Below are 23,289 nucleotides of genomic sequence, written 5' to 3'. Positions count from 1 at the left end.
GTTACACATCTCCATCCTTAGAACAAAAGATTCACCAGTGGCCAAAAAAAGAAGAGGAAACCTATTCCTGCAGCAGCAAAGGAGAAAATTAATACTGCTGCAGCACTCACATCCTTTGCTTTTTTAGCAAGCGGATGGTATTCCTCAGTCACAAGATCAACCACCCGTTCAATCCCTGTATTCATCGCTTCAAGGCTTAACACAATTCCTATCACAAGAAATAAGATCGCCATTTTAACAGCAGACAACCCGAGTAAGAAACCAAGAATTAATACTGCAGTCCCAACTAGAAGGTGAATTCTGAAGTTCTGTTCCTTTTTTAAAAGGTAGACGATGCCTTCAAACGCAAACCGAAAGCTAAGCACAAATCTTTTTATTCGCGAGTACTCTCTATCTCGAAAGTCCATATTCTTCCAAAATTTCTTTTTGTCTTGTAAACATTTCTTTTTCGTCTTCCTCTGTCATATGGTCATATCCAAGAAGGTGTAAAAAGCCATGAACCGTTAAGAAGCCAAGCTCTCTCATAAAAGAATGATTATAAGATTCCGCTTGCTCTTGTGCCTTCGGAATCGAGATAATAATATCTCCAAGCAAACGAGGGATATTATCTCCTATAACCTCTAACTCTCCTTCTCCCTGTTCCTCCAGTGCAAAGGAGATGACATCTGTGACTGAATCTTTCTCTCTGTATTCCCGATTTATTTCCTGGATTTTTTCATTATTTACGAATGTTACCGATAATTCTGAATCGCTTTCAACTTTTTCCATCTTGCAGGCCAAATTTAGCAATCCTTCAATCTCCTGGATTTCCTTATCGGATAGCTTATTTGTTTCGTCTAAAAAATCGATATGCAAAGACATTTAAGTCACCTTCTTCTTTATTTCTTCAGGGTATTCAATTCTTGAATGGAAGATTCCCTGTAGTGTTTCACAAATGGAACGCGCAATCAAATCCAGCTCTTTTAAAGAAAGATCGCATTCATCAAACTGTCCATCTTCCAACCGGTCCGTAATAATTTTTCTAACTAATGTCTCAATCTTATTTGGTGTTGGTTTGGAGAGTGACCTTACTGCTGCTTCCATACAATCCGCGATCCCTACTATAGCCGCTTCTTTTGTTTGGGCTTTAGGACCGGGGTACCTGAATTCAGATTCAGGTATTTCTTTTTCGCTATTCTCGTTTGCCTTATGGTAGAAGAATTTAAGCAATGTAGTCCCATGATGCTGTTCTGCGATATCTACAATTTCTTTTGGCAGCTTATATTTACGAAGTATTTCTGCACCATCATAAGCATGGGCGATAATAATTGTTTTACTTAACTGTGGAGCAATCTTATTATGTGGATTCTCCATGTTCATCTGGTTTTCGATAAAAAAGTGAGGCCGTTTCGTTTTCCCTATATCGTGGTAGTATGCACCGACTCTGGCAAGCAAGCCGTTTGCTCCAACCGCTTCACAGGCCCCTTCCGCAAGGTTTGCTACAATCACACTGTGATGATATGTTCCCGGTGTTTCCATCAGTATTTTCCTTAAAAGCGGATGATTAGGATTCGACAGCTCAATCAACCTTGTAGTAGACAATATCCTGAATGCAGCTTCAAAAAACGGCATTAAACCAAGTGTTAACACAGCAGCCAGAAAACCTGAAAGGAACGCAAAACCAATTTCCGAACCGATTTGCCATCCGCTGTATTGGCCATTCTTCAACATTAATAATATTGCCACAGTGAAAACATTTATGAAAGATACACCGAGCCCGGCTTTTAAAATGTTAGAGCGAAGATTCTTTTGTCCAAGAAAGAAAATTCCCGCCAGTAAATTCATAAGCACATAAAAACCAAAAGGCGCATTCATCGGGCCGATTGTTTCCGCATTGAAAAAAACCGCAGCGCACAGGGAGAAGACAATACTGGAGACCAGTGCGATTCTTTCATTCGTTAATAACATTAATAACATTGTACCAACTGCCGCGGGAATCAAATATTCGATTCCATAATAATCAACAGCTTGTAGCAGGCTTGAAAGCTTCATAATGACAACTGTACAAAGAAAAATGATACAATACATCAAAAGATTGATGTTTGCTGATCGGACTCCTGATGGAAGATCTTTTAAATAATATACCAAAATGCCGGTAAGCGCGATTACAAGTAATCCAAGACCTGCAAACGGTACTGGATCGAACCCTTTATCCAGCAATCCAACAATATCCATTTGATCGACCACTTTAGGCGTTATGGTTTGTCCTTCTCTTACCAGAACCTGCCCTTCCCGAATCATAACAGGTTTAACCGCTTCCATTGCTTCCTGGCGAGCCTGTCTCGTTTTTTCCGGGTCAAGAAAATAGTTAGGAACAATATAGAAATCGGTCAATTGAATCATAGCTTCACGGAGTTCAGGCGGTACTGAAGCAGAAAGCAACTTCTTTTTCGCCTGCTCTTTAGTATTATCAAGCTCATCGATGGAAACATTCGTTTTCATGGCATCCATTACTGCACGCAAAATAACTTCCTTTGCAATATTTAACTGAGAAGGTGTTGCAGAAACAAGCGTAACTAAAGTATCAAACGATAATTCTTCTTCAGCAGACTGTGAAATCAAGGGTTTAAGCTGTTTTACTTTTTCTTCTGAAGAAAGCCCGGCCGCTGTATCGACATCATTCTCTTCTGCCCTTTCCCCCGCCTTTGCATTGACCTCCTGTATAGAGCTGAATATTTCATTTACTTTTTCTACCTGGTTTTGAACTGTCTCTTCTTTGTATTCGTACTTAGCTTCAACTTGAGCAGCTTTTGCCCGCTCTTCCTCTGTGGCCTGCTTATCTTCTATAGTAATCGGAGAAAGAACATCCTTTTCTGCTGGGGTATATAACGAAACATCAAATGATTCCGGCATAATGTTAGACAACATCGATATGTACATTACAACAGCTAATAACCCGAACAGCGAAACTTTTACTAATCGGGCATTATTAAGTTGTTTCCACTTTGCCCCAAATTGCTTTCGACGCGCCTGCTGCTTCAAAACTGTCCACCTCTTTTAAATGACATTTACATCCTTATGATGAGCCATCCCGAAAATATTTCTGTTTTATTCATTTTAACAAAATACCTTCTTAAAAGGGAAAAAATCTTAGGTATATATTGTAACTTATTCCCATTTATACTTCAGAGGTGTTTTAGCCGGTCATCTGGGACTTTTGATATATGACCCCATCTATCAACGCAATAATTATTGCTTCCACAAGAAATAAAAAGACCCCGCTCAGTGGGTCTTTAGAAATTTTATTCTGCTTTCTCGTACGCTTCAATAATCCGTTGAACAAGCGGGTGACGTACAACATCCGTTTGCTGCAAGTGGATAAACGAGATGTCCCTGACATTTTTCAAAATTCTCTGCGCAGTCTGTAACCCAGACTCCTTGCCTTTAGGTAGGTCAACCTGGGTAATATCCCCTGTAATAACCATTTTAGACCCAAAACCCAACCGGGTTAGGAACATTTTCATCTGTTGCGCTGTCGTATTCTGTGCTTCATCAAGAATGACATAACTGTCATCGAGCGTCCGCCCTCTCATATACGCGAGGGGCGCGATTTCAATCGTACCTCTCTCAATGAGCCTCTGGGTATGCTCAACGCCCAAGACGTCATGTAACGCATCATAGAGCGGCCTTAAATAGGGGTCTACCTTTTCCTTTAAATCACCAGGTAAAAACCCTAGACTTTCTCCCGCCTCAACAGCAGGACGTGTTAACACAATTTTTTTTATCTTGTTATCTTTTAAGGCTGCTACCGCCATCACAACAGCAAGGTAGGTCTTCCCTGTTCCTGCTGGGCCGATCCCAAATACAAGTTCATTTTGTTTCATCGCGGAAACATAGTGCCTTTGTCCAAGTGTTTTTACTCGTATAGGCTTTCCTTTTGCATTGGTTGTAATTTCTTCCTGGTACAGCTCGAGCAATTCTTCAAGCATGTCTTTCTTCGCCAGCTGAACAGCATATGCAACATCTCGCCCTGAAATACTCGTTCCTCTTCTTATTAGCGTTTGAAGGGTTCTGATCACGTCTTCGACCATTTGAACGGCTTCCTGGCTCCCCGCTACGGTTACACCTTCTCCACGGGTAACGAGAGAAACATCAAGACCCTCCTCGATGACTTTAAGATGGGAATCTCCTGGGCCAAACAGGATTACCGCTTCAGAAGAATCTTCAATTTGCAGCTTTAGTTCATTATTTCGTTCAGGCAATAGTCCTCAGTCTCCTTGAATAATTGGTTTTTCAACTCCAATGTCTTCTATCACATCATAATGGATTGTTAACTTAACTTTACCATTCTCCACTTCCTGGCGCAAAACCTTTTGATTTTTAATTTTAGCGCTTTCATCGATTTGTTTTTCAAGATTATGCTTTGCCATATCTTTCGCTAACTTCACTGCCTCTTCCGTCGTAAGTTCCCTTGAAATTTCTTCCGTTTCTAAGTAATGTGCCCTTTCGATCGATATTGGCAGCTCCCATTTCAGGAAGTGTAACTTATTCTTATTCAGTAGTATCTCATAGTCTTTATATTTTATTTTTCCAAATCCCCATATCGGAATATCCAGTTTGAAGAGAGAGAGGCTTAACTTATCCATTCTATCTCCTGTATTCGTTACGAACTTTGTTTTAAGCGGGATCTCGACCTCTGTTACATGCCAGGTTTCCCCCAGAATCTCTCCCTTAGCGGCTACAAGCTTGCTGTTCTCTTCTTTTCCTATAAACCCCGACACAAGCAAGTCCCCTTTTTGAACAAATTGGTTTTCCTTTACAACGGGTTGTCCCTGTTCAACAAACACCCGTGTTATCATCGCTTTCTTTTTAGCGACTAAATGCCTTGGGCTAAGCGGTGGGGTTTTTTCTGGGAGTTGCTTTTGCACAACTTCAAAATGGTAGCTCGTTCCCTGAAGCTTTACACCAACCCAGGTAATCTCTTTAAATCTCTCTGTTATTTCTTGTTGGATTTGCTGTGTACTTGGAAGCCGGAAAATGAACTTCCCTCTTTTTACGCCTATATCATCAATAGCTTTTCTAATTTTATGTTCCACCTCAGGTGAAGCACCGTTCACGTCAATTGACCAGACCATATTAGATAAAACGAAAATGACTAATAAAAATCCAAGAGCCCCCGAAAGGAATCCTCTAGAATGTAATATCCGCTTTAGCAGAAAGGGAAACCCTTTTTTTTCATGAAACCTGAGTTTACAGTTTGTTTTCTTCAAATGGGGTCTTATACGTTTAATATCCTTTACATACATTGAAAGTATGATTGTATCATTATCCACTCGTATAATTTCCCAGATTTGGATATGATACTGAATGCACCTGTTCATAAACAGCTCTACGTATTTTCCGGAAATCTTCACTCGAACATAACCATAAAACGGCTCTTTCCAAAAGTTATTCATCCCGTTCCTCCTTGCCAGTTCAGCTGACCTTTATATTTAATCTGGAAGAGAATCCTGTCCATTTTATTCGTTTTAAAAAGTTGCCTCTACGGGCCGAGTGTAAAAGATTTTGGCTTAGCATCATCCGTTGTCGGCCGATCAAGATATAGTACTTGTTCAATTTTACCTTCGAGTAATATTTCCTCTGGAAGTATGTTTTTTAGGACAAAGTCCTTTCCTTTTACTAACAACTGTCCTTGCTTCAACAACAAACGGAGTTCCTCATTAGAAAACCGCAGAACTCCTTGATGATTTTCTATGTAAATGTGCAGCTGGCCAACCATTGTAATTCTAGGCAGATCCATTACAGCATCAGCCGGAAGATCCAGCCTCTTTGTCATCCATCTCTTTACTCTTTGACCCCACTTTGCCATAAATGAATCCCCCTCTCATCTCATCTTTATGTTTAACTCATCCAATCTATCACTTTTGTGCACGAAAAAAAGGCTGAGTATTTCACTCAGCCTTTTGGATCTCGATATATAACAGTTCGGTGAGGGTTTTGAGATCTGGGCCTTCCAATAATCTCTGCCCAGATGACTCCTTCACGTACTTGTTTTCTGGTAGGACTTTTATAAAGAGAATGAGACACCTTACGTTTATAAGGCTTTTTCGATTGACGCTTATAAGGCTTTCCCGTTTCCCGTTCATACGGACTTAACGTTTCTCTGTGGTATGGTTTTTCGGTTTCAGCAGCATCATATTCCGGATAAGGGACATCATAATGCTTTTGAGCCGGCTCGTACTCGTCCTCTTCGATTTCTATTTCAGAGCTGGACGGAATCCTCATTTCTTTATCAGGTCTGCTGGCCTCGGGGGTTCTTCTTACTGGCTTCTGTTGTTGCTCTTCCCCCATTCGCTTTAAAAAGCTTATAATTCCTCCGATTACAAAAATGAGGATAAAGATATTGCTCATTAGGAAATCAAACAAATCTCCTATATTCATCGCCAGACACCTCCTTGACGATAATCAAAATCCATTACCGTTCGTCTTCTTCATCCTTATCAGGCTTTCCGATCATTTCTCGCATGTCGGTGTCTGCCTGGATGTTCTTTAAGTTCATATAATCCATTACACCGATGTTTCCTGAACGGAGAGCTTCAGCCATCGCCATTGGAACCTCTGCCTCAGCTTCGACAACTTTAGCATGCATTTCTTGTACTTTCGCGCGCATTTCCTGTTCATGGGCAACAGCCATCGCACGGCGTTCTTCCGCTTTTGCCTGTGCAATGTTTTTATCGGCTTCGGCCTGGTCTGTTTGAAGCTCTGCTCCAATGTTTTTGCCGATGTCGATATCGGCAATATCGATAGAGAGAATTTCGAATGCTGTTCCGGCATCCAATCCCTTCGCGAGTACTGTCTGCGAAATTAAATCCGGATTTTCGAGGACCTTTTTATGATTATCTGAAGAACCGATCGTCGAGACGATTCCTTCCCCTACTCTCGCTATAACGGTATCTTCACCGGCGCCACCGACAAGCCTGTCGATGTTGGCGCGAACAGTGATCCTCGCTTTTGCCTTCACTTCAATTCCATCCATTGCAACACCAGCGATAAATGGTGTTTCGATTACTTTAGGATTAACACTCATCTGTACTGCATCAAGGACATCTCGCCCCGCGAGGTCGATCGCTGCACAACGCTCAAAACTCAACTCAATATTAGCTCGGTGGGCTGCAATCAGCGCATTGACCACCCTGTCTACGTTTCCCCCAGCAAGATAATGGCTTTCAAGCTGGTTCGTATTTAAATCCAGTCCCGCTTTAACCGCCTTAATCAACGGGTTAACAACCCTGGAAGGTATAACGCGTCGAAGCCTCATTCCAACCAGTGTAAAGATCCCAACTTTTACTCCTGCTGCTAATGCTGAAATCCATAGCATAATCGGTACAAAAGTAAAAAGAATAGCTAACGCAATAATGACTAAACCTACAATAACTAACATACTCAACGTTCCTGCGTCCATCTTAATCCTCCCTTATTACTTCATTAGTTTCTCTTTTAAATTCTCTAACAACTATTCTTGAACCTGTAACCTTAACGATTTTCACTTGTGCCTCTCTCGGTATAAAGCCTCCTTCAGAAACCACATCTAACCGTTCATCATTAAACAAAGCTACTCCTGAAGGCCGCAATTGTGTCAACGTTATACCACTCGCTCCTTCAAGCTCTCTTCTCGTAACATTCGACACGTAACCCTGCTCGGTTTGAGTGGAGTCAAAGAGAATAAGTTTTCGTAAAAAGCCACGATAACCGAAAAATTTAATGAACAAGAAAGATCCAAAGAACGTTATCAAAATGGCTATCAATATCGAAAACAAAATATGTTGAAACGTATTCCCTGATGCCAAAACGATACTGGTAACCAGAGAGATGGAACCAATAATACCAAATATTCCAAAACCAGGCACAAATATTTCAATTACAATAAGCAAAATACCTGCTCCAAGCAGAATAAACGTTTCCCATCCTGCGAACCCGGCAATCAAGTGACCGAAAAAGAATAGAAATAGAGCTGATGCTCCCATCGCTCCTGGAATGCCAAAGCCCGGAGAATAAAGTTCAAGAACTAAGCCAAGGCTCCCGATTGAAAGCAAAATAGGAACAATGACAGGATGGGTGACGAACCTTGCAATTTTTTCTGAAATCGACACTTCCATGTCTTTTACTTTAGCATCGCTTAAATTAAGATATTCAAGCAGTTCTGTTCTATCTTCGACAATTTTTTCAGCATATCCTGCTTTCAGCGCTTGATTTGCCTTCAAGGTAAGCAGCTTCCCTTTTCCTGCTCCGTATTCCGGCAAATCGACATCTGGGTCTGCCATCGCAAGGGCAATTTTTGGATCCCGATCGTTGAGCTCAGCCGCCGACTGCATTGCAGCATGCCAATAGGATTCTGCTTTTTTCCCTGCGGTATTTCCCTGTTGGTCGATAATGGCTGCAGAACCCATCAAAGAACCGGGCTTCATCACGATTTGGTCTGCGTTCAGTGCTATGTATGCTCCTGCGGAAAGGGCTTTATGCTTAACATACGCTGTGATAGGAACTTTGCTGTTTTGCAAGATTTCGGCTATATTCCCGGCAGCGACAACCGCTCCACCCGGTGTATCCAGTTCTAAAACGATGTGATCGGCTCCTGCATCTTCCGCTTCAGAAATTGATCTATTCAAAAAAGCTTCTAGCCCTCTTTCTACCTCTTGTTCGACCGGAATAAAATAAACAAGTTTTCCCTTGCCCTGCCCAAAAGCTGTCTGCGTATGCAAAGCAGGCACAAGCAGCAAAGCAGCCATAAAAAGAAACACTAAAAATTGACCTCTTCTCACTCGCTCCCTCCTCCCTCAAACTTATATACGGTGCCAGGATAAAAAGGTTTCATAAAATATTTAAAAAGAAGTTGCGCTTTCCCCTAAAGCTTAGTATGTCAAAATTCCCATCATATTACTATATTATCATGGAAATGCATAGCAATAGCTTGCTGCAAAATAAAAACACACCCCGATAACACAGGGCGTGTTTTAAAACAAATCATCTTATCTATGATAAATGTTTTTGAACCAATCGATTGACCATACTGCCGTCAGCCTTGCCTTTTACTTTAGGCATAAGCGTCCCCATTACTTTGCCCATATCGGCTTTAGAAGTCGCCCCAACTTCTGCAATTGTTTCTTCAACAATCGCATCAACTTCCTCTTCAGAAAGCTGTTCTGGAAGGTATACTTCTAAAACTTTCAACTCGGCTTGTAACTCCTGCACCAGATCATCTCGACCAGCTTTTTCAAACTCTAGGAGGGAGTCTTTTCTTTGCTTCACTTCACGAGTTAGAACGGTTAGCTCTTCATCTTCAGTGAGCTCATGACCAAGTTTAATGGATTCGTTCTGCATCGCAGACTTCACCATACGAATTACTGAAACTTTTTTCTTCTCTTTGTTCTTCATCGCTAGTTTCATATCTTCCGTTAAACGGTCAGATAGACTCATCGACCAAACACCCTCTCTTAAAACTTACGCTTTTTCCTTGCTGCCTCAGATTTCTTTTTACGCTTTACACTTGGCTTTTCATAGTGCTTACGCTTTCTAACTTCAGCCAATGTGCCTTCTTTAGAAACCGTTCTCTTGAAGCGACGAAGAGCATCCTCGATGGATTCATTTTTGCGAACACGAGTTTCCGCCATCTATATCCCTCCCTCCAAACATTCAACAATCATTCAAAACATATCAAATCAAAAAGACATGTCATGTGCAATTATAATATAAGGTTTGCGGTTTATCAACTAGAAAAACTCCGAACGGTATTTTGAATAAAAAATGCTCATTTCAACAGACCCCTGTCCATATACTGGAAGAGAAGGGACAGAGGTGAGAAAATGAGCGAATATATCACTTTTTTTATCATTTTTATTATGATTTTCGTATTTGGGATGACGGTCCTGCGAGTTGGCCTCGGATCGTTCTCGCCTATAAGGTTAAAAGCGACTTTATCTAAAATGACCAATACTACCTGGAAAGGGATGCTCGCAGGAGCGCTATTAACCTGCATCATGCAAAGCAGTTCAGCGGTAATGGTTATCACCGTAGGCCTGGTCTCGGTAGGCATTTTATCGTTTAAACAGTCAATCGGAGTCATACTTGGAACAAACATAGGGACGACCATTACTGCAGAAATCATAACACTCGATCCTTCACAGTTCATTTTGCCGCTTCTTGTCGCAGGATTTATTTTGATTCAATTTTCTCGCCAACTCTATTTTTGTATTGGTTGTGTCTTGTTTGGCCTCGGGTGTTTATTCGTAGCCATGAATGGTTTTGAATCTCTTGCGATTCCGTTATCCAAGGTTGCTCCTATTCACACGTTACTCGAAAACTCAAATAAAAACTTACTTTATGGTGTGGGCCTTGGAACTGTCTTTACCGCCCTTATCCAATCAAGCTCTGCAACTACCGGCATCGCAATGAGTTTTATCAACCAGAGTTTGTTAAGCATCGACTCTGCGATCGCTATTCTATTCGGGGCAAACATAGGTACCTGTATTACTGCTTTCATCGCGTCGATCGGAACGACAAAAGAAGCAAAACTCGTCGCCTATGCACATATATGGCTTAATATTTTTGGTGTCATCTTCTTTTTCCCATTGATCAGTACGCTTGGCAATATTTCTTCCCTCGTAACCAGCTTGCCAGACCTTCAGTTAGCTCATGTTTCCGTCTTGTTTAACGTTCTATCCTCTCTGTTGGTTCTTCCTTTTGCAGGACTCTTTGCTGCGTTCGTGCTTAAACTACATGGAAAGTCAAAACCAACAGGATAATGTCATAATTAAATGCAATTTTATCTCTTATTTAAATAAAAAGAGAATGAACAATTATTTGCTCATTCTCCTTTTTGATTATTTTAGTAATCAGTATTCGATTGTTCTCCCTGGACGATTGAAACTCCAGAGCTTGCGCCGATTCTCGTGGCACCTGCTTCAATTAAATCTTCAGCAGATTTTAAGTCTCTTACTCCTCCCGAAGCTTTGACACCGATGTCCGGCCCTACTGTTTTTCTCATCAATTTGATATCTTCCACAGTAGCGCCTCCACCAGAAAAGCCTGTTGAAGTTTTCACATAATCTGCTCCTGCACTTACTGCTAATTCACATGCCTTGACTTTCTCGTCATCTGTTAAAAGGGATGTTTCGATAATAACTTTAACAAGTGCATTTCCTCTGGCAGCATCGACTACCGCTTTAATGTCTTCCTCTACAAGGCTATGGTTTCCGTCTTTTAAAGCGCCGATGTTAATCACCATATCTACTTCAGTTGCACCTTTTTCGATAACATCATTCGTTTCAAAAGCTTTCACTTCAGTAGTAGTCGCACCAAGAGGAAATCCGATAACAGTACACACCTTTACCTCGGAACCTTCCAATTGTTTGCTTGAATAATTAACCCATGTAGGATTAATACAAACAGACGCAAACTTATATTCCTTTGCTTCGCTGCATAACTTATCGATTTGCTCTTTTGTAGTATCGGGTTTTAATGCAGTGTGATCAATCATTCCAGCTAACTTTTCGTTCATATCGATCATCCTTTCTTTTCAAACCATCATTATTGTACCATTAGCCATAGGTATCCATAAGACTCTATGTAAATTGTCCTATCCCTAAAAGGGAATTATGCATCAGATGAAAACAGCCCGGGAAATACCCGGGCGATATTTTTCAATATAAGATCGAGAGCTGGTTTAAGAAACGATTGCCTCATTCTCAATAGTATCTCCCATAACCCTGACAAACTGCCCTTCACTATATGGGTAACCTGCTTTTGTAATCTTTACTTTTACAATTTTTCCAATCATATCTTCCGTAGCCTGGAACTTCACTTTCATGTAGTTATCCGTATATCCTACATATAGGCCGCTGTCCGGATCTTCTTTGTATTGCTCTTCGGGAATTACTTCAAGTACCTCGTTTTCATAATCCGAAGCGTATTGCTTTGCAAGCTGATTGGAAAGTTCAATCAAACGGTGTACTCGCTCATTCTTGACATCTTCATCAACCTGGTCTTCCATTCGAGCTGCCGGTGTACCTGTTCTCTTAGAAAACGGAAATACATGAAGCTCAGAAAACTTATGCTTTGCAACAAAGTCATACGTTTCCTGGAACTCTTCTTCCGTTTCTCCAGGGAATCCTACGATAACGTCGGAGGTAATCGCAAGTCCTGGAAGAGCTTTTTTGAGCTTTTCCAGTTTTTCGGCAAACATGTCCATGCTATATTTCCTTCTCATTCTTTTTAGAACAGAATCAGAGCCGGACTGAAGCGGAATATGAAGATGGCGAACGATTTTATCGGAACGGTTCAACACGTCGATCACTTCATCTGTTACCTGGCTCGCCTCAATAGATGAGATACGAATCCTTTTTAATCCTTTAACCTTTTCGTCAAGATCAGACAACAATTGGGCAAAGTTATAATCTTTTAAGTCCTCTCCGTAACCTGCCGTATGGATTCCGGTAAGCACGATTTCCTTATATCCTGCATCGACTAACTGCTGAGCTTGTTTGACCACCGCTTCTGGATCACGAGAACGCAGCAATCCGCGGGCCCAGGGAATGATACAAAATGTACAGAAGTTATTACAGCCTTCCTGTATCTTTAGTGAAGCACGTGTGCGGTCGGTGAAGGCAGGTACTTCAAGCTCTTCATAAACCTTGGCTTTCATAATATTACTAACGCCATTGATCGGCTGTCTTTCATTCTTGTACTGCTCGATATAATCAAGCATTTTTGCACGATCCTGTGTTCCAACCACAACATCCACTCCAGGAATAGCCATGATTTCAGCAGGGGATGTTTGCGCGTAACACCCCGTAACACAGATCACTGCATTAGGGTTTTTACGGATGGCCCTTCGGATAACTTGACGGCTCTTTTTATCACCTGTGTTTGTCACTGTGCAAGTGTTTATTACATATACATCAGAGGTATCTTCGAATTCAGATCGTTCATACCCCTGCTCTTTAAATAACTGCCAGATCGCTTCCGTTTCATAATGGTTTACTTTACATCCAAGTGTGTGGAAAGCAACTGAAGGCATAGCATTCACCTCATTAATTCAAAATGATAAGAAACAGCTGCAAGAAAATAAAGGGCTGCTGTTTCTGTCCTTAAAATTCGTGGGCCGAGTCCGCATAGCAGAAAACCAGCATCTGTTAAGTCACTTATTTCTTCTTCTGTTAAACCGCCTTCCGGGCCGATGACCAGCAAAACACGCTGCCCCCTGTTTGCCTGGTGAAGCGCTTGAGACAAGTTCGAACTCTCTCCCTGTTTTGCCTCTTCTTCATAAGCAACCAGTTTGAGATCATACTCTGGCTCCATATCGATAACTTCTTGAAGTGAAAGAGGGGCTTCCACTTCAGGAATGGCTGTTCGGTGTGATTGTTCTGCAGCTTCTTTCGCAATTTTACGAAGCCTATCAAGTTTTTTCTCGCTTTTGGACCTATCCCATTTTACAACAGATCTAGCTGCTTTAAAAGGGTAAAAACAGGAAGCTCCAAGTTCTGTGCCCTTTTGTACAACAAGTTCCAGCTTATCTGATTTAGGCAGTCCCTGAACAATTGTTACGTTAACAGGAAGTTCCGTATTTTCATCCATCCATTCTACAACAGTGCAAGTAACGTCTTCCTTCGAAACCTCTTCTATTTCGCATAATGCCGAACGGCCTGTAGAATCACAACAAATCACTTTGTCTCCGGAGGACATTCTCATCACTTTGCCAATATGCTTTACATCGTCTCCGGTTATCGTTATAGAATTTCCCTTCACAGCATCAGGATCAACAAAGTACCTCTGCATTAAACGCACCCGCCATCAAGCTTTTTTTGCAATAAATGCAACCCAATCTTCCATTTGCAATGTCTCTATTATTTCCATCCCATTCGCGGTGATAGATTGTCTTACTTCTTTTTTCTTCGCATTAATGATTCCGGAAGTGATAAAAACACCGCCCGGATTCAGCACTTCCGCAACTCGGTCTGTAAACCGTACGATTATTTCAGAAAGCAAGTTTGCCACGACAACATCGTAGTTTTCCGTAACGTTATCCAGAAGGTTGTTTTGCCGGACACTCACATTTTCCTGGGCTTTGTTCAGCTTGATATTGAGTCTGGCGCTTTTTACAGCAATTTCATCGAGGTCCAGCGCATCAACATGGGAAGCTCCCAGCTTAGCAGCTGCAATACTAAGAACTCCAGAGCCAGTCCCTACATCCATAACTTTATTCCCTTCGTCTATCGTCTTTTCCAGCGCCTGGATGCACATGACAGTTGTTGGATGGGTTCCTGTTCCAAAGGCCATACCTGGATCGAGCTCTATGATGATTTCATCTGTGTTGACCGGCTGGTAATCCTCCCAGGTTGGTGTTATCGTGATATGTTCAGAAATCTTAACAGGTTTATAATACTTCTTCCAGGCTGTAGCCCATTCTTCTTCATTGACCTCACTGATCGTTACCTTGTTATGGCCGATGTCTATGTCATAAAGCAGCAAGCCGTTAATCGCTTCTTTAATTTGCTCAATCGTTTCACCAAGAAAACTGGTAACAGAAAGATAAGCTTTGATGATTACCCCTTCACTCGGGTAATCATCGGGATTAAGCTGGTAGAGTTCTCCAAGCGACGTATCCCAAACTTTCACAAGATCCTGCGGGTCTTCTATTACAACTCCGCTCGCACCTGCTTCGTGTAAAATGTTAGACACTGGTTCTATTGCCTCTTGTGTCGTATGAATGCTTATTTCAGACCATTTCATCCCTACCAGCTCCTTTAATCCCTTAAATTGCCAGAAAAAACTGTTTTTTATTCACCTTTAAATGCTCTTTTTACTTTTGAAAAAAAGTTATCGTGTTGTTCATCAGGCATATCACCGCTGATTTCACTAAACTCTCTTAAAAGCTCTTTTTGCCGTTCAGTCAGTTTCTTCGGTGTAACAACCTGGATCTTGACATGCTGGTCGCCCTGGCCATATCCACGGACGTTCTGAACCCCTTTGTCTCGGAGTCTGAAATTTGTGCCACTCTGTGTTCCGGCAGGCACTTTCAGCTTAACTTTCCCATGGAGAGTCGGAACCTCGATTTCATCCCCAAGTGCAGCCTGTGCGAATGTAATCGGCATTTTGACATAGATGTCGTCTCCTCGGCGCTCATAAAACTCATGCTTGTTAACGTAAAAGACTACGAACAGATCCCCGGGAGGGCCTCCATTCACGCCGGGTTCCCCTTTTCCTGCAAGCCTGATCTGCTGGCCATCATCGATACCTGCTGGAATTTTAACGTGGATTTTCTTGCGAATTTTGACTGTACCTTTTCCGTGGCATGTCTTACACTTTTCTTTAATGATTTTTCCTGTACCTTCACAATAATGGCAGACACGGCGATTGACGATTCTCCCAAACGGCGTGTTTTGCTCTACGTTCATTTGTCCTGAACCGCCGCAATGCGAACAAGTTTCAGGCGTTGTTCCAGGCTTTGCCCCGGTTCCTTCACACGTGTTACATTCTTCTTCTTTTGGAATATAAATGTCTGTCTCTTTACCGAAAGCAGCTTCCTCAAAGTCAATGTTCATCGTATACTGTAGATCTGCACCCTGTCTTGGAGCATTCGGGTTCCTGCGGCCACCGCCGCCGCCAAAGAACATATCGAAAATGTCACCGAAACCTCCAAAGTCAGCTCCTCCTGCTCCGCCGAAGCCTTGGTTTGGATCAGTATGTCCGAATTGGTCATAATGCGCTTTTTTCTGCGAATCGCTAAGAACTTCGTAAGCTTCCTTTACTTCTTTAAACTTTTCATCAGCATCAGCTTCTTTATTTATATCCGGGTGGTATTGTTTTGCAAGCCTCCGATAGGCTTTTTTAATTTCAGCTTCAGAAGCGTCCTTGCTAACCCCCAAGACCTCATAATAGTCCCGTTTACTCATTGTATTCACTCCCGCTTCTCTTCACATAAAGTTTATCTTATCATCGAAGTTACTTTTATTGCAACTTCATGGATGTTTATTCCCCCGATAGTAAAAGCAAAGGTTTTCCCTGTGCAAGAAAAAAGTCAAAGCCGAGATACGCCTGACTTTGACTTTTTCCTCTATAGCCTCTTACTTTTTATCGTCGTCATCTACTTCTTCGTATTCAGCGTCCACCACATTATCGTCTTGCTGGGCATCACCTGCACCGCCCTGTGACTCCTGCTGGGCCTGGGCTTGTTGCTGAGCTTGTTCATAAAGCTTAGTAGTTAGGGCTTGAACAATTTCCTGCAGCTCGTCTTTAGCAGAGCGGATTTCTTCTATATCGCCCTTTTCTAGCGCTGCTTTCACTTTGTCTTTTGCGTCGTTCGCTTTTTTAACTTCGCCTTCGTCTACTTTGCCTTCAAGCTCTTTCAATGTTTTTTCTGTTGTGAATACGAGTTGGTCTGCTTCGTTTTTAAGTTCTACTTCTTCGCGGCGTTTTTTATCTTCTTCTGCATTAGCTTCCGCGTCTTTTACCATTTTTTCAATTTCTTCGTCAGATAGGCCTGATGAAGACTTGATTGTAATGGACTGTTCTTTGTTTGTGCCAAGATCTTTTGCTTTAACATTTACGATACCGTTCTTATCGATATCAAATGTCACTTCGATTTGAGGCACTCCGCGCGGTGCCGGAGGAATATCTGTTAATTGGAAACGGCCAAGCGTTTTGTTATACTGCGCCATTTCGCGTTCACCCTGAAGCACGTGGATATCAACGGATGGCTGGTTGTCAGCAGCAGTTGAGAACACCTGGGACTTGCTTGTCGGGATCGTTGTATTACGTTCGATCAACTTCGTAAATACGCCGCCCATTGTTTCGATACCAAGAGAAAGCGGAGTTACGTCAAGAAGAACAACGTCTTTAACATCCCCAGCGATAACACCTGCCTGGATAGCCGCACCAAGTGCTACTACCTCATCAGGGTTAACCCCCTTGTGCGGGTCTTTGCCTGTTTCTTTTTTGATCGCTTCCTGTACAGCAGGAATACGAGTGGATCCACCAACAAGGATTACTTTGTCGATTTCACTTGGAGACATTCCAGCATCTTTAAGCGCCTGGCGAGTAGGTCCCATTGTACGCTCAACAAGGTTTGCAGAAAGCTCTTCAAACTTCGCGCGTGTCAATGATACTTCAAGGTGTTTTGGCCCTGAAGAATCAGCTGTGATAAACGGCAGGGAAATCTGTGTTTGCGTTACGCCAGAAAGGTCTTTTTTCGCCTTTTCAGCAGCATCTTTCAAACGTTGAAGTGCCATTTTATCTTGAGAAAGGTCAATGCCATTGTCCTTTTTGAATTGCTCAACTAAATAGTCGATGATCACCTGGTCGAAATCATCCCCGCCAAGACGGTTGTCACCGGCAGTCGCTCTTACTTCGAAAACTCCGCCACCAAGCTCAAGGATGGAAACGTCAAACGTACCGCCACCAAGGTCGAATACAAGAATCGTCTGGTCTTCGTCACCTTTATCAAGGCCGTATGCGAGAGCAGCAGCAGTCGGTTCGTTAACGATACGCTCTACTTCAAGGCCTGCAATTTTACCAGCGTCCTTTGTAGCCTGGCGCTCTGCATCATTAAAATATGCCGGGACTGTGATAACAGCTTTTTCAACAGACTCGCCAAGATAGTCTTCCGCATATGACTTTAATTTTTGAAGAATAATCGCAGAGATTTCTTGAGGCGTAAATTCCTTGCCTTCTGCTTCTACTTTATGGTCAGTGCCCATATGGCGTTTAATTGATTGAATCGTGTTAGGGTTAGTGATCGCCTGGCGCTTAGCAACCTCGCCTACTAGACGTTCTCCATCTTTAAATGCAACTACTGAAGGAGTAGTTCGGCTTCCTTCCGGATTAGGAATTACAGTTGCTTCTCCGCCTTCCATAACGGCAATACATGAGTTTGTTGTACCTAAGTCAATACCAATAATCTTGCTCATTACTTTTACCTCCTATATTTCCATATGTAGTTTATGAACTTACTTTAACCATCGCAGGTCTGATTACTTTGTCTTTCAGCATGTAACCTTTTTGCAGCACTTCTGCTACAACATCGGACTCATACTCATTAGTTTCAACTTGCATTACAGCTTGATGCTTATGCGGATCGAATGGTTGCCCAACTGCGTCGATTTCTTCCACGCCTTCTTTTAGAAGAGCATCTTTCAACTGGCGGTACACCATTTCCATTCCCTGCAGAAGAGAATTGTAGCTTTCGCCCTCACCCTGAACTGCAAACGCTCTTTCAAAGTTATCCAAAACAGGAAGGATTTCTTCTACAAGGCTTTGTGAACGGTACTTAGCTGATGCAGCCTTTTCTTCACGCGTTCTACGTCTAAAGTTATCATAATCAGCCTGGGTGCGGACCATACGATTTTCCAGCTCATTCAACTGTTCAGTAAGATGAGCGATTTCCTCCTGCTCAGGAGTAATATTATCTTCGGATTGACCTTCCTCTTCAGAAGTTTCCAGCTGCTGATCTTGCTCTTCTTGTTCTTCTTTCGGCTGGCCAACCGTTTCTTCAGTTTCGTTTCCCACATTCTCTTCATACTTGTTGTGATTTGTTTCCATAGGTTTCACCTCCCTAAAATTATCCTTTGCTTTTATAAGGGAGACACAGTAATGCAGTCTTACTTCTGCTCCTGAATAATCCCAATTTAACCATAAGAAAGGATGGAAGAGGAATTCTCCCACCACTTTTCACTATTACCAATCATTTAAAGTTTGATACCGTTTCGTAAGGGCGTTTGACAAATCCTTCGAAAGGTAATCGAGCAAGCTGATGGCTCGATGATACTGCATCCTTGTTGGACCAAGAACAGCAATTGAACCCATATGTTTACCGCCTATCGAATAACTGGCAGTAATCACACTGCAATTCTTTATTGCTTCAAGATTATTTTCCTGGCCTATCTTCACATCGATTCCATCCTTTTCGCTGCGCAACAAACGATAAATGATGTCTTCCTGCTCAAAGGTGTTTAAGATGGAACGTACTTTATTAATATCCTTGAATTCCGGCTGGGTTAGAATATTTGTCTTCCCGCCATAAAATACTTTCTCGGATTGATTCGTATTAAAAATGCTTTCAAGAATCTGATCCATCTGGTGGTAGTTTTCGATATGCTGTTTTAGAACATTTGCGATTTCCTTAAAGATCTTTGATTTTAATTCGACGAGTGGTATATCTTTTAACCGCTCGTTGAGTATATTGATCATCTTCTCGATATCGGATAGTTTCATCCCATCCGGAAGTGTGATCGTGCGATTTTCAACATGTCCTGTATTTGCTACAAGAATGACAACCGCAGTATCTTTAGAAATCGGAACAATCTGAAGGTGCTTTAACCTGGTATCAAAAATCTCTGGGCCTAAGATAATGGCTGTGTAGTTTGTCAGTTCAGACAAAATTTTAGCAGATTGCTGTATGACGCGTTCCACCTCATACATTTTTTCAGCAAAGAGATCTTTGATGTTATAAATTTCTTCCTTCGAGATGACCGGCGGCATCATTAAATGATCCACATAAAAACGATAGCCTTTTTCCGATGGAATTCTTCCTGAAGAACTGTGGGTCTTTTCAAGGAAACCCATTTCTTCTAGATCAGCCAGTTCATTTCGGATTGTGGCAGAGCTGAATGTAACATCTTCCCGTTTTGATAAGGCACGGGAACCTACAGGCTCTGCAGAGCGAATATAGTCATCGATCAACAATTGAAGTATAAATAATTGACGCTCTGTCAACATTCCTTTATCACCTCTGTTAGCACTCTCTGTGAATGAGTGCTAAATCTAATTTATAAGTTACCAAAATCCTATTAATTTTGTCAACGGTTAAGGTCTAAAGAAATGATTATATAATAATCGCCTGTAAAAAAAGCTTTTTTCTTCTCCCGGCGACCCTTTCAAAAGATTCATCATTTTTTGAAGGAGAGCAAAGAAATATCACTTCGTGGCCCTTATTAATCAACACATAAAAACCTAAACTTATTCTTCCACTACTCCGAGGAATTCGGAGAAAACTTCATTGCCGAGGAAGAGGCCTTTTTCTGTCAATGAGATATTTCCTTTGTTTAAGTTGATCAAACCTTTATCATGTAACTGGTCGATTTGGCTTCCAAAAACAGTCATCAATGGGATATTGAATTTCTCCTGGAAACGTTCGACGGATACGCCCTTTTTCATTCTTAACCCCATGAACATCTCTTCTTCCATTTTCTCTGCTGTTGTTAATTCATTTTCTTCTGTATAAGGAAAACCATTTTCGTCTACCAGCTGGATATATTTCTTTAGAGGCCCTGCATTAATTCTTCTAACACCGTTCATGTAACTATGCGCCCCGGCCCCGACCCCATAGTAATGTTCATTTTTCCAGTACATCATATTGTGTTTGCTTTCAAATCCCGGCCTTGCGAAATTACTGATTTCATACTGTTGTAATCCTGCTTTCTCAAGCTTGCTGATTAAAAGTTCAAACATGTCGGCTTCTTCTTCCTGAGTAGGGAGGGGAAGCTGGTCTTTTCGGAACAGATTATAAAAAACAGTTTTCTTCTCTACCTGGAGGGAGTAGGACGAAACATGAGGAATATCCAATTGAATCGTCCTCTCGATCGACTCTCTAAACATGTCCATCGTTTGGTCCGGCAGACCGAACATAAGATCAAGTGATAGATTGTCAAATCCCATTCTTTGGGCAAGCTTGACAATTTCTACGACCTCTTGTTCATCATGTCCGCGCCCGAGCCTTTTCAACAGGTCATTTTGAAAGGCCTGCGCACCTATACTGAGACGGTTAACTCCGGCATTTTTCAATACCGAGAGCTTTTCTTCATCTACACTTCCCGGATTGGCTTCCACTGTATATTCAATGTGGGATCCCGGATGAAATGTATCGTTGACTGACTCTAGTAAAACATCCAGCTGGCTGGCCGATAGTGCGGTTGGCGTTCCGCCTCCAATGAAAATGGTTTCGATATGATCGTAAGGAAACTTCTTTACCGTATTTTTCATTTCAACAGCCATGTGATCAAGGTATTCTTCCACAGGCTGTCCTTTCATGAAAACCTTATTAAAATCGCAATAGTGGCATATATAATCACAAAAAGGGATATGCAAATAAACAGCTTTCGGCATTTCAATCACAGCTTTCTTCATTTTTAATCTTCTATCGCATGATGAGAGAAAGACCGCAGAACAATCTGCGGCCTTCAACTTCATTGTAAAAGAACCTCGAGGAAATGATTTCCGTTAGATCTTTTATTTAGACTGTTTTCTAAAAAATTGTTGTTTTTGCACAAGAACTATATAATGCGACAAAACATATCGCAGACCGCTACGGAAAGCGACTGCACGAAGCGGAAAGCAATGCTACAATTACGTCGCAGTTTACCTCAAATATTAAGCAACAAAGTATGCGAAAAGAGCCTTTATTTATTTTTATTTGTATTGTCCTGTTTTAATACAGCCATAAATGCTTCTTGAGGCACTTCTACTTTTCCGACCATCTTCATACGCTTCTTACCTTCTTTTTGCTTTTCAAGAAGCTTACGTTTACGGGAAATGTCTCCGCCGTAACACTTCGCAAGAACGTTCTTGCGGATTGCCTTGATGGTAGAACGTGCTACGATTTTCTGGCCGATCGCAGCCTGGACCGGAACTTCAAACTGCTGTCTTGGTATCAGTTCTTTTAAGGTATCTGTAATTTCTTTACCACGATCAAACGCAAAATCTCTATGGACAATTAAGGATAACGCATCGATTTTTTCGCCATTAAGCAATATATCCATTTTAACCAATTTCGATGCTTTATATCCCATCAGCTCATAGTCAAATGAAGCGTACCCTTTTGTGCTGGACTTAAGCTGATCGAAGAAGTCATAGACTATTTCAGACAACGGGATATGATAAACGATATTTACCCGATTCTCATCCAAATACTGCATGTCGATGAAGTCTCCACGTTTCCCCTGGCAAAGCTCCATTATCGCGCCCACGTAATCGTTCGGGGCCATAATCGTCGCTTTTACATATGGTTCCTGGACTTCGTCGATGCTTTGTGCATCGGGCATGTTCGCCGGATTATCAACCTGCACTTCTTCGCCGTCCGTCAATTTTACTTTGTAAATAACACTCGGAGCAGTTGTAATCAGGTCAATGTCAAATTCTCGCTCAATTCTTTCCTGGATAATTTCCATGTGGAGAAGTCCAAGAAATCCGCATCGAAAACCAAAGCCAAGTGCCTGGGATGTCTCTGCTTCATATTGAAGAGAAGAATCGTTCAGTTCAAGTCTTTCGAGCGCTTCTCTTAAATCATTGTATTGCGCAGAATCGACAGGATACAGACCGCAAAACACCATAGGGTTCATTCTTCTGTATCCAGGGAGCGGTTCATCAGCCGGGTTTTTGACAGAAGTAATCGTATCACCGACTCTTGTGTCGCCAACATTTTTGATGGAAGCCGTTAAGAAAGCAACATCTCCAACTGTCAGTTCCTCTTTTGCAACTGGTTTAGGTGTGAATACACCAAGTTCCGTTACTTCGAACTCTTTGCCGGTTGCCATCATTCGTACTTTATCTCCGACTTTAACAGAACCCTCTACGATTCGAATATAAGCAACAACGCCTCTATACGAATCATACAGCGAGTCAAAGATCAACGCTTTTAGAGGGCCTTCCGGATCTCCCTGAGGGGCAGGAACCTTTTCAACGATTTGTTCAAGAATCTCTTCGATTCCAATTCCGGCTTTGGCAGAAGCGAGTACGGCTTCTGAAGCGTCCAGTCCGATTACATCTTCCACTTCTTGTCTAACACGTTCTGGTTCTGCACTTGGAAGGTCGATTTTATTAATAACAGGAAGAATCTCAAGATCGTTATCTAATGCTAGATATACATTCGCAAGTGTTTGGGCTTCGATTCCCTGTGCCGCATCTACTATCAGCAAGGCACCTTCGCATGCTGCAAGGCTCCGGGAAACTTCATAAGTGAAATCTACGTGTCCCGGTGTATCGATCAAGTGGAAAATATATTCTTCTCCATCTTTTGCCTTGTAAGTTAACTGAACGGCATTAAGCTTGATGGTTATTCCTCTTTCTCTTTCAAGGTCCATTGCATCAAGCATTTGCTCTTTCATTTCACGCTGTGACAGCGCACTTGTTTTTTCCAGAATCCGGTCTGCCAGTGTGGATTTTCCGTGATCTATATGGGCAATTATGGAAAAGTTCCGTATTCTCGATTGTCTCTTTAACTTTTCTTCTCGATTCATGTTATCACTCCTAAGACGAGACTACACT

22 protein-coding genes are annotated in these 23,289 nt (G+C 41.9%); 1 reads left to right on the top strand and 21 read right to left on the bottom strand.

Annotated features, from left to right (window positions below):
* Positions 1-17: 17 nt before the first annotated feature.
* From FCL54_RS03415 to rpsU, 11 genes are all read right to left on the bottom strand, one after another.
* Entirely contained in the window at positions 18-407 is a 390-nt protein-coding gene (locus FCL54_RS03415; protein WP_138123137.1) for a diacylglycerol kinase family protein, read from the bottom strand.
* Positions 391-861 (bottom strand): rRNA maturation RNase YbeY, encoded by a 471-nt coding sequence (ybeY, locus tag FCL54_RS03410; RefSeq protein WP_138123135.1) that lies wholly within the window; start codon positions 859-861, stop codon positions 391-393. The genes FCL54_RS03415 and ybeY overlap by 17 nt, the downstream gene beginning before the upstream one ends.
* Positions 862-3,021, bottom strand: coding sequence for an HD family phosphohydrolase (locus FCL54_RS03405; RefSeq protein ID WP_246055115.1), 2,160 nt, complete (start codon positions 3,019-3,021; stop codon positions 862-864).
* Positions 3,022-3,281: 260 nt separating this feature from the next.
* A complete protein-coding gene (locus FCL54_RS03400; protein ID WP_138123133.1) occupies positions 3,282-4,241 on the bottom strand; it encodes a PhoH family protein in 960 nt (319 codons plus the stop codon).
* Positions 4,242-4,247: 6 nt separating this feature from the next.
* On the bottom strand, positions 4,248-5,435 hold the full coding sequence (gene yqfD / locus FCL54_RS03395) for a sporulation protein YqfD (RefSeq protein WP_138123131.1): 1,188 nt from the start codon (positions 5,433-5,435) through the stop codon (positions 4,248-4,250).
* Between the two features lie 86 nt (positions 5,436-5,521).
* Positions 5,522-5,848: a sporulation protein YqfC gene (gene yqfC / locus FCL54_RS03390; protein WP_138123129.1), complete on the bottom strand. Its 327-nt coding sequence runs from the start codon at positions 5,846-5,848 to the stop codon at positions 5,522-5,524.
* An 86-nt stretch (positions 5,849-5,934) separates the two neighbouring features.
* Entirely contained in the window at positions 5,935-6,420 is a 486-nt protein-coding gene (locus FCL54_RS03385; RefSeq protein ID WP_138123127.1) for a hypothetical protein, read from the bottom strand.
* 34 nt (positions 6,421-6,454) lie between these two features.
* Complete coding sequence (floA, locus tag FCL54_RS03380; protein ID WP_138123125.1) at positions 6,455-7,441, bottom strand: flotillin-like protein FloA; 987 nt, start codon at positions 7,439-7,441, stop codon at positions 6,455-6,457.
* A 1-nt stretch (position 7,442) separates the two neighbouring features.
* Positions 7,443-8,765 (bottom strand): NfeD family protein, encoded by a 1,323-nt coding sequence (locus FCL54_RS03375; RefSeq protein WP_138123266.1) that lies wholly within the window; start codon positions 8,763-8,765, stop codon positions 7,443-7,445.
* Between the two features lie 244 nt (positions 8,766-9,009).
* Entirely contained in the window at positions 9,010-9,453 is a 444-nt protein-coding gene (locus tag FCL54_RS03370; protein WP_138123123.1) for a GatB/YqeY domain-containing protein, read from the bottom strand.
* 17 nt (positions 9,454-9,470) lie between these two features.
* Complete coding sequence (gene rpsU / locus FCL54_RS03365) at positions 9,471-9,647, bottom strand: 30S ribosomal protein S21 (protein WP_138123121.1); 177 nt, start codon at positions 9,645-9,647, stop codon at positions 9,471-9,473.
* Between the two features lie 192 nt (positions 9,648-9,839).
* Here rpsU and FCL54_RS03360 point away from each other — a divergent pair, with 192 nt between their 5' ends.
* Positions 9,840-10,778 (top strand): Na/Pi symporter, encoded by a 939-nt coding sequence (locus FCL54_RS03360; protein ID WP_138123119.1) that lies wholly within the window; start codon positions 9,840-9,842, stop codon positions 10,776-10,778.
* An 83-nt stretch (positions 10,779-10,861) separates the two neighbouring features.
* On the opposite strand, the gene deoC is transcribed toward FCL54_RS03360, so the two are convergent.
* The 10 genes from deoC to lepA all read right to left on the bottom strand — a co-directional run bounded on the left by deoC (position 10,862) and on the right by lepA (position 23,261).
* On the bottom strand, positions 10,862-11,533 hold the full coding sequence (gene deoC / locus FCL54_RS03355) for a deoxyribose-phosphate aldolase (RefSeq protein ID WP_138123117.1): 672 nt from the start codon (positions 11,531-11,533) through the stop codon (positions 10,862-10,864).
* Between the two features lie 165 nt (positions 11,534-11,698).
* Positions 11,699-13,051, bottom strand: a complete 1,353-nt coding sequence (mtaB, locus tag FCL54_RS03350; RefSeq protein WP_138123115.1) for a tRNA (N(6)-L-threonylcarbamoyladenosine(37)-C(2))-methylthiotransferase MtaB — start codon at positions 13,049-13,051, stop codon at positions 11,699-11,701.
* A gap of 5 nt (positions 13,052-13,056) precedes the next feature.
* Complete coding sequence (locus tag FCL54_RS03345) at positions 13,057-13,809, bottom strand: 16S rRNA (uracil(1498)-N(3))-methyltransferase (protein WP_138123113.1); 753 nt, start codon at positions 13,807-13,809, stop codon at positions 13,057-13,059.
* A gap of 15 nt (positions 13,810-13,824) precedes the next feature.
* Positions 13,825-14,763 (bottom strand): 50S ribosomal protein L11 methyltransferase, encoded by a 939-nt coding sequence (prmA, locus tag FCL54_RS03340; RefSeq protein WP_138123111.1) that lies wholly within the window; start codon positions 14,761-14,763, stop codon positions 13,825-13,827.
* A gap of 47 nt (positions 14,764-14,810) precedes the next feature.
* Positions 14,811-15,926: a molecular chaperone DnaJ gene (dnaJ, locus tag FCL54_RS03335; protein ID WP_138123109.1), complete on the bottom strand. Its 1,116-nt coding sequence runs from the start codon at positions 15,924-15,926 to the stop codon at positions 14,811-14,813.
* 171 nt (positions 15,927-16,097) lie between these two features.
* Positions 16,098-17,939 (bottom strand): molecular chaperone DnaK, encoded by a 1,842-nt coding sequence (gene dnaK / locus FCL54_RS03330; RefSeq protein WP_138123107.1) that lies wholly within the window; start codon positions 17,937-17,939, stop codon positions 16,098-16,100.
* A 31-nt stretch (positions 17,940-17,970) separates the two neighbouring features.
* Positions 17,971-18,570: a nucleotide exchange factor GrpE gene (gene grpE, locus FCL54_RS03325; protein ID WP_138123105.1), complete on the bottom strand. Its 600-nt coding sequence runs from the start codon at positions 18,568-18,570 to the stop codon at positions 17,971-17,973.
* Between the two features lie 135 nt (positions 18,571-18,705).
* Positions 18,706-19,746, bottom strand: coding sequence for a heat-inducible transcriptional repressor HrcA (gene hrcA, locus FCL54_RS03320; RefSeq protein WP_138123103.1), 1,041 nt, complete (start codon positions 19,744-19,746; stop codon positions 18,706-18,708).
* Between the two features lie 240 nt (positions 19,747-19,986).
* Positions 19,987-21,132: a radical SAM family heme chaperone HemW gene (hemW, locus tag FCL54_RS03315; RefSeq protein WP_138123264.1), complete on the bottom strand. Its 1,146-nt coding sequence runs from the start codon at positions 21,130-21,132 to the stop codon at positions 19,987-19,989.
* 293 nt (positions 21,133-21,425) lie between these two features.
* Positions 21,426-23,261, bottom strand: coding sequence for a translation elongation factor 4 (gene lepA, locus FCL54_RS03310; RefSeq protein WP_138123101.1), 1,836 nt, complete (start codon positions 23,259-23,261; stop codon positions 21,426-21,428).
* Positions 23,262-23,289: the final 28 nt, after the last annotated feature.

It is taken from the genome of Exobacillus caeni (genome assembly GCF_005747095.1).
Taxonomy (GTDB): domain Bacteria; phylum Bacillota; class Bacilli; order Bacillales; family Guptibacillaceae; genus Exobacillus; species Exobacillus caeni.
Note: the sequence above shows the minus strand (reverse complement) of the source record. Positions and strands in the feature narration are given on the sequence as shown.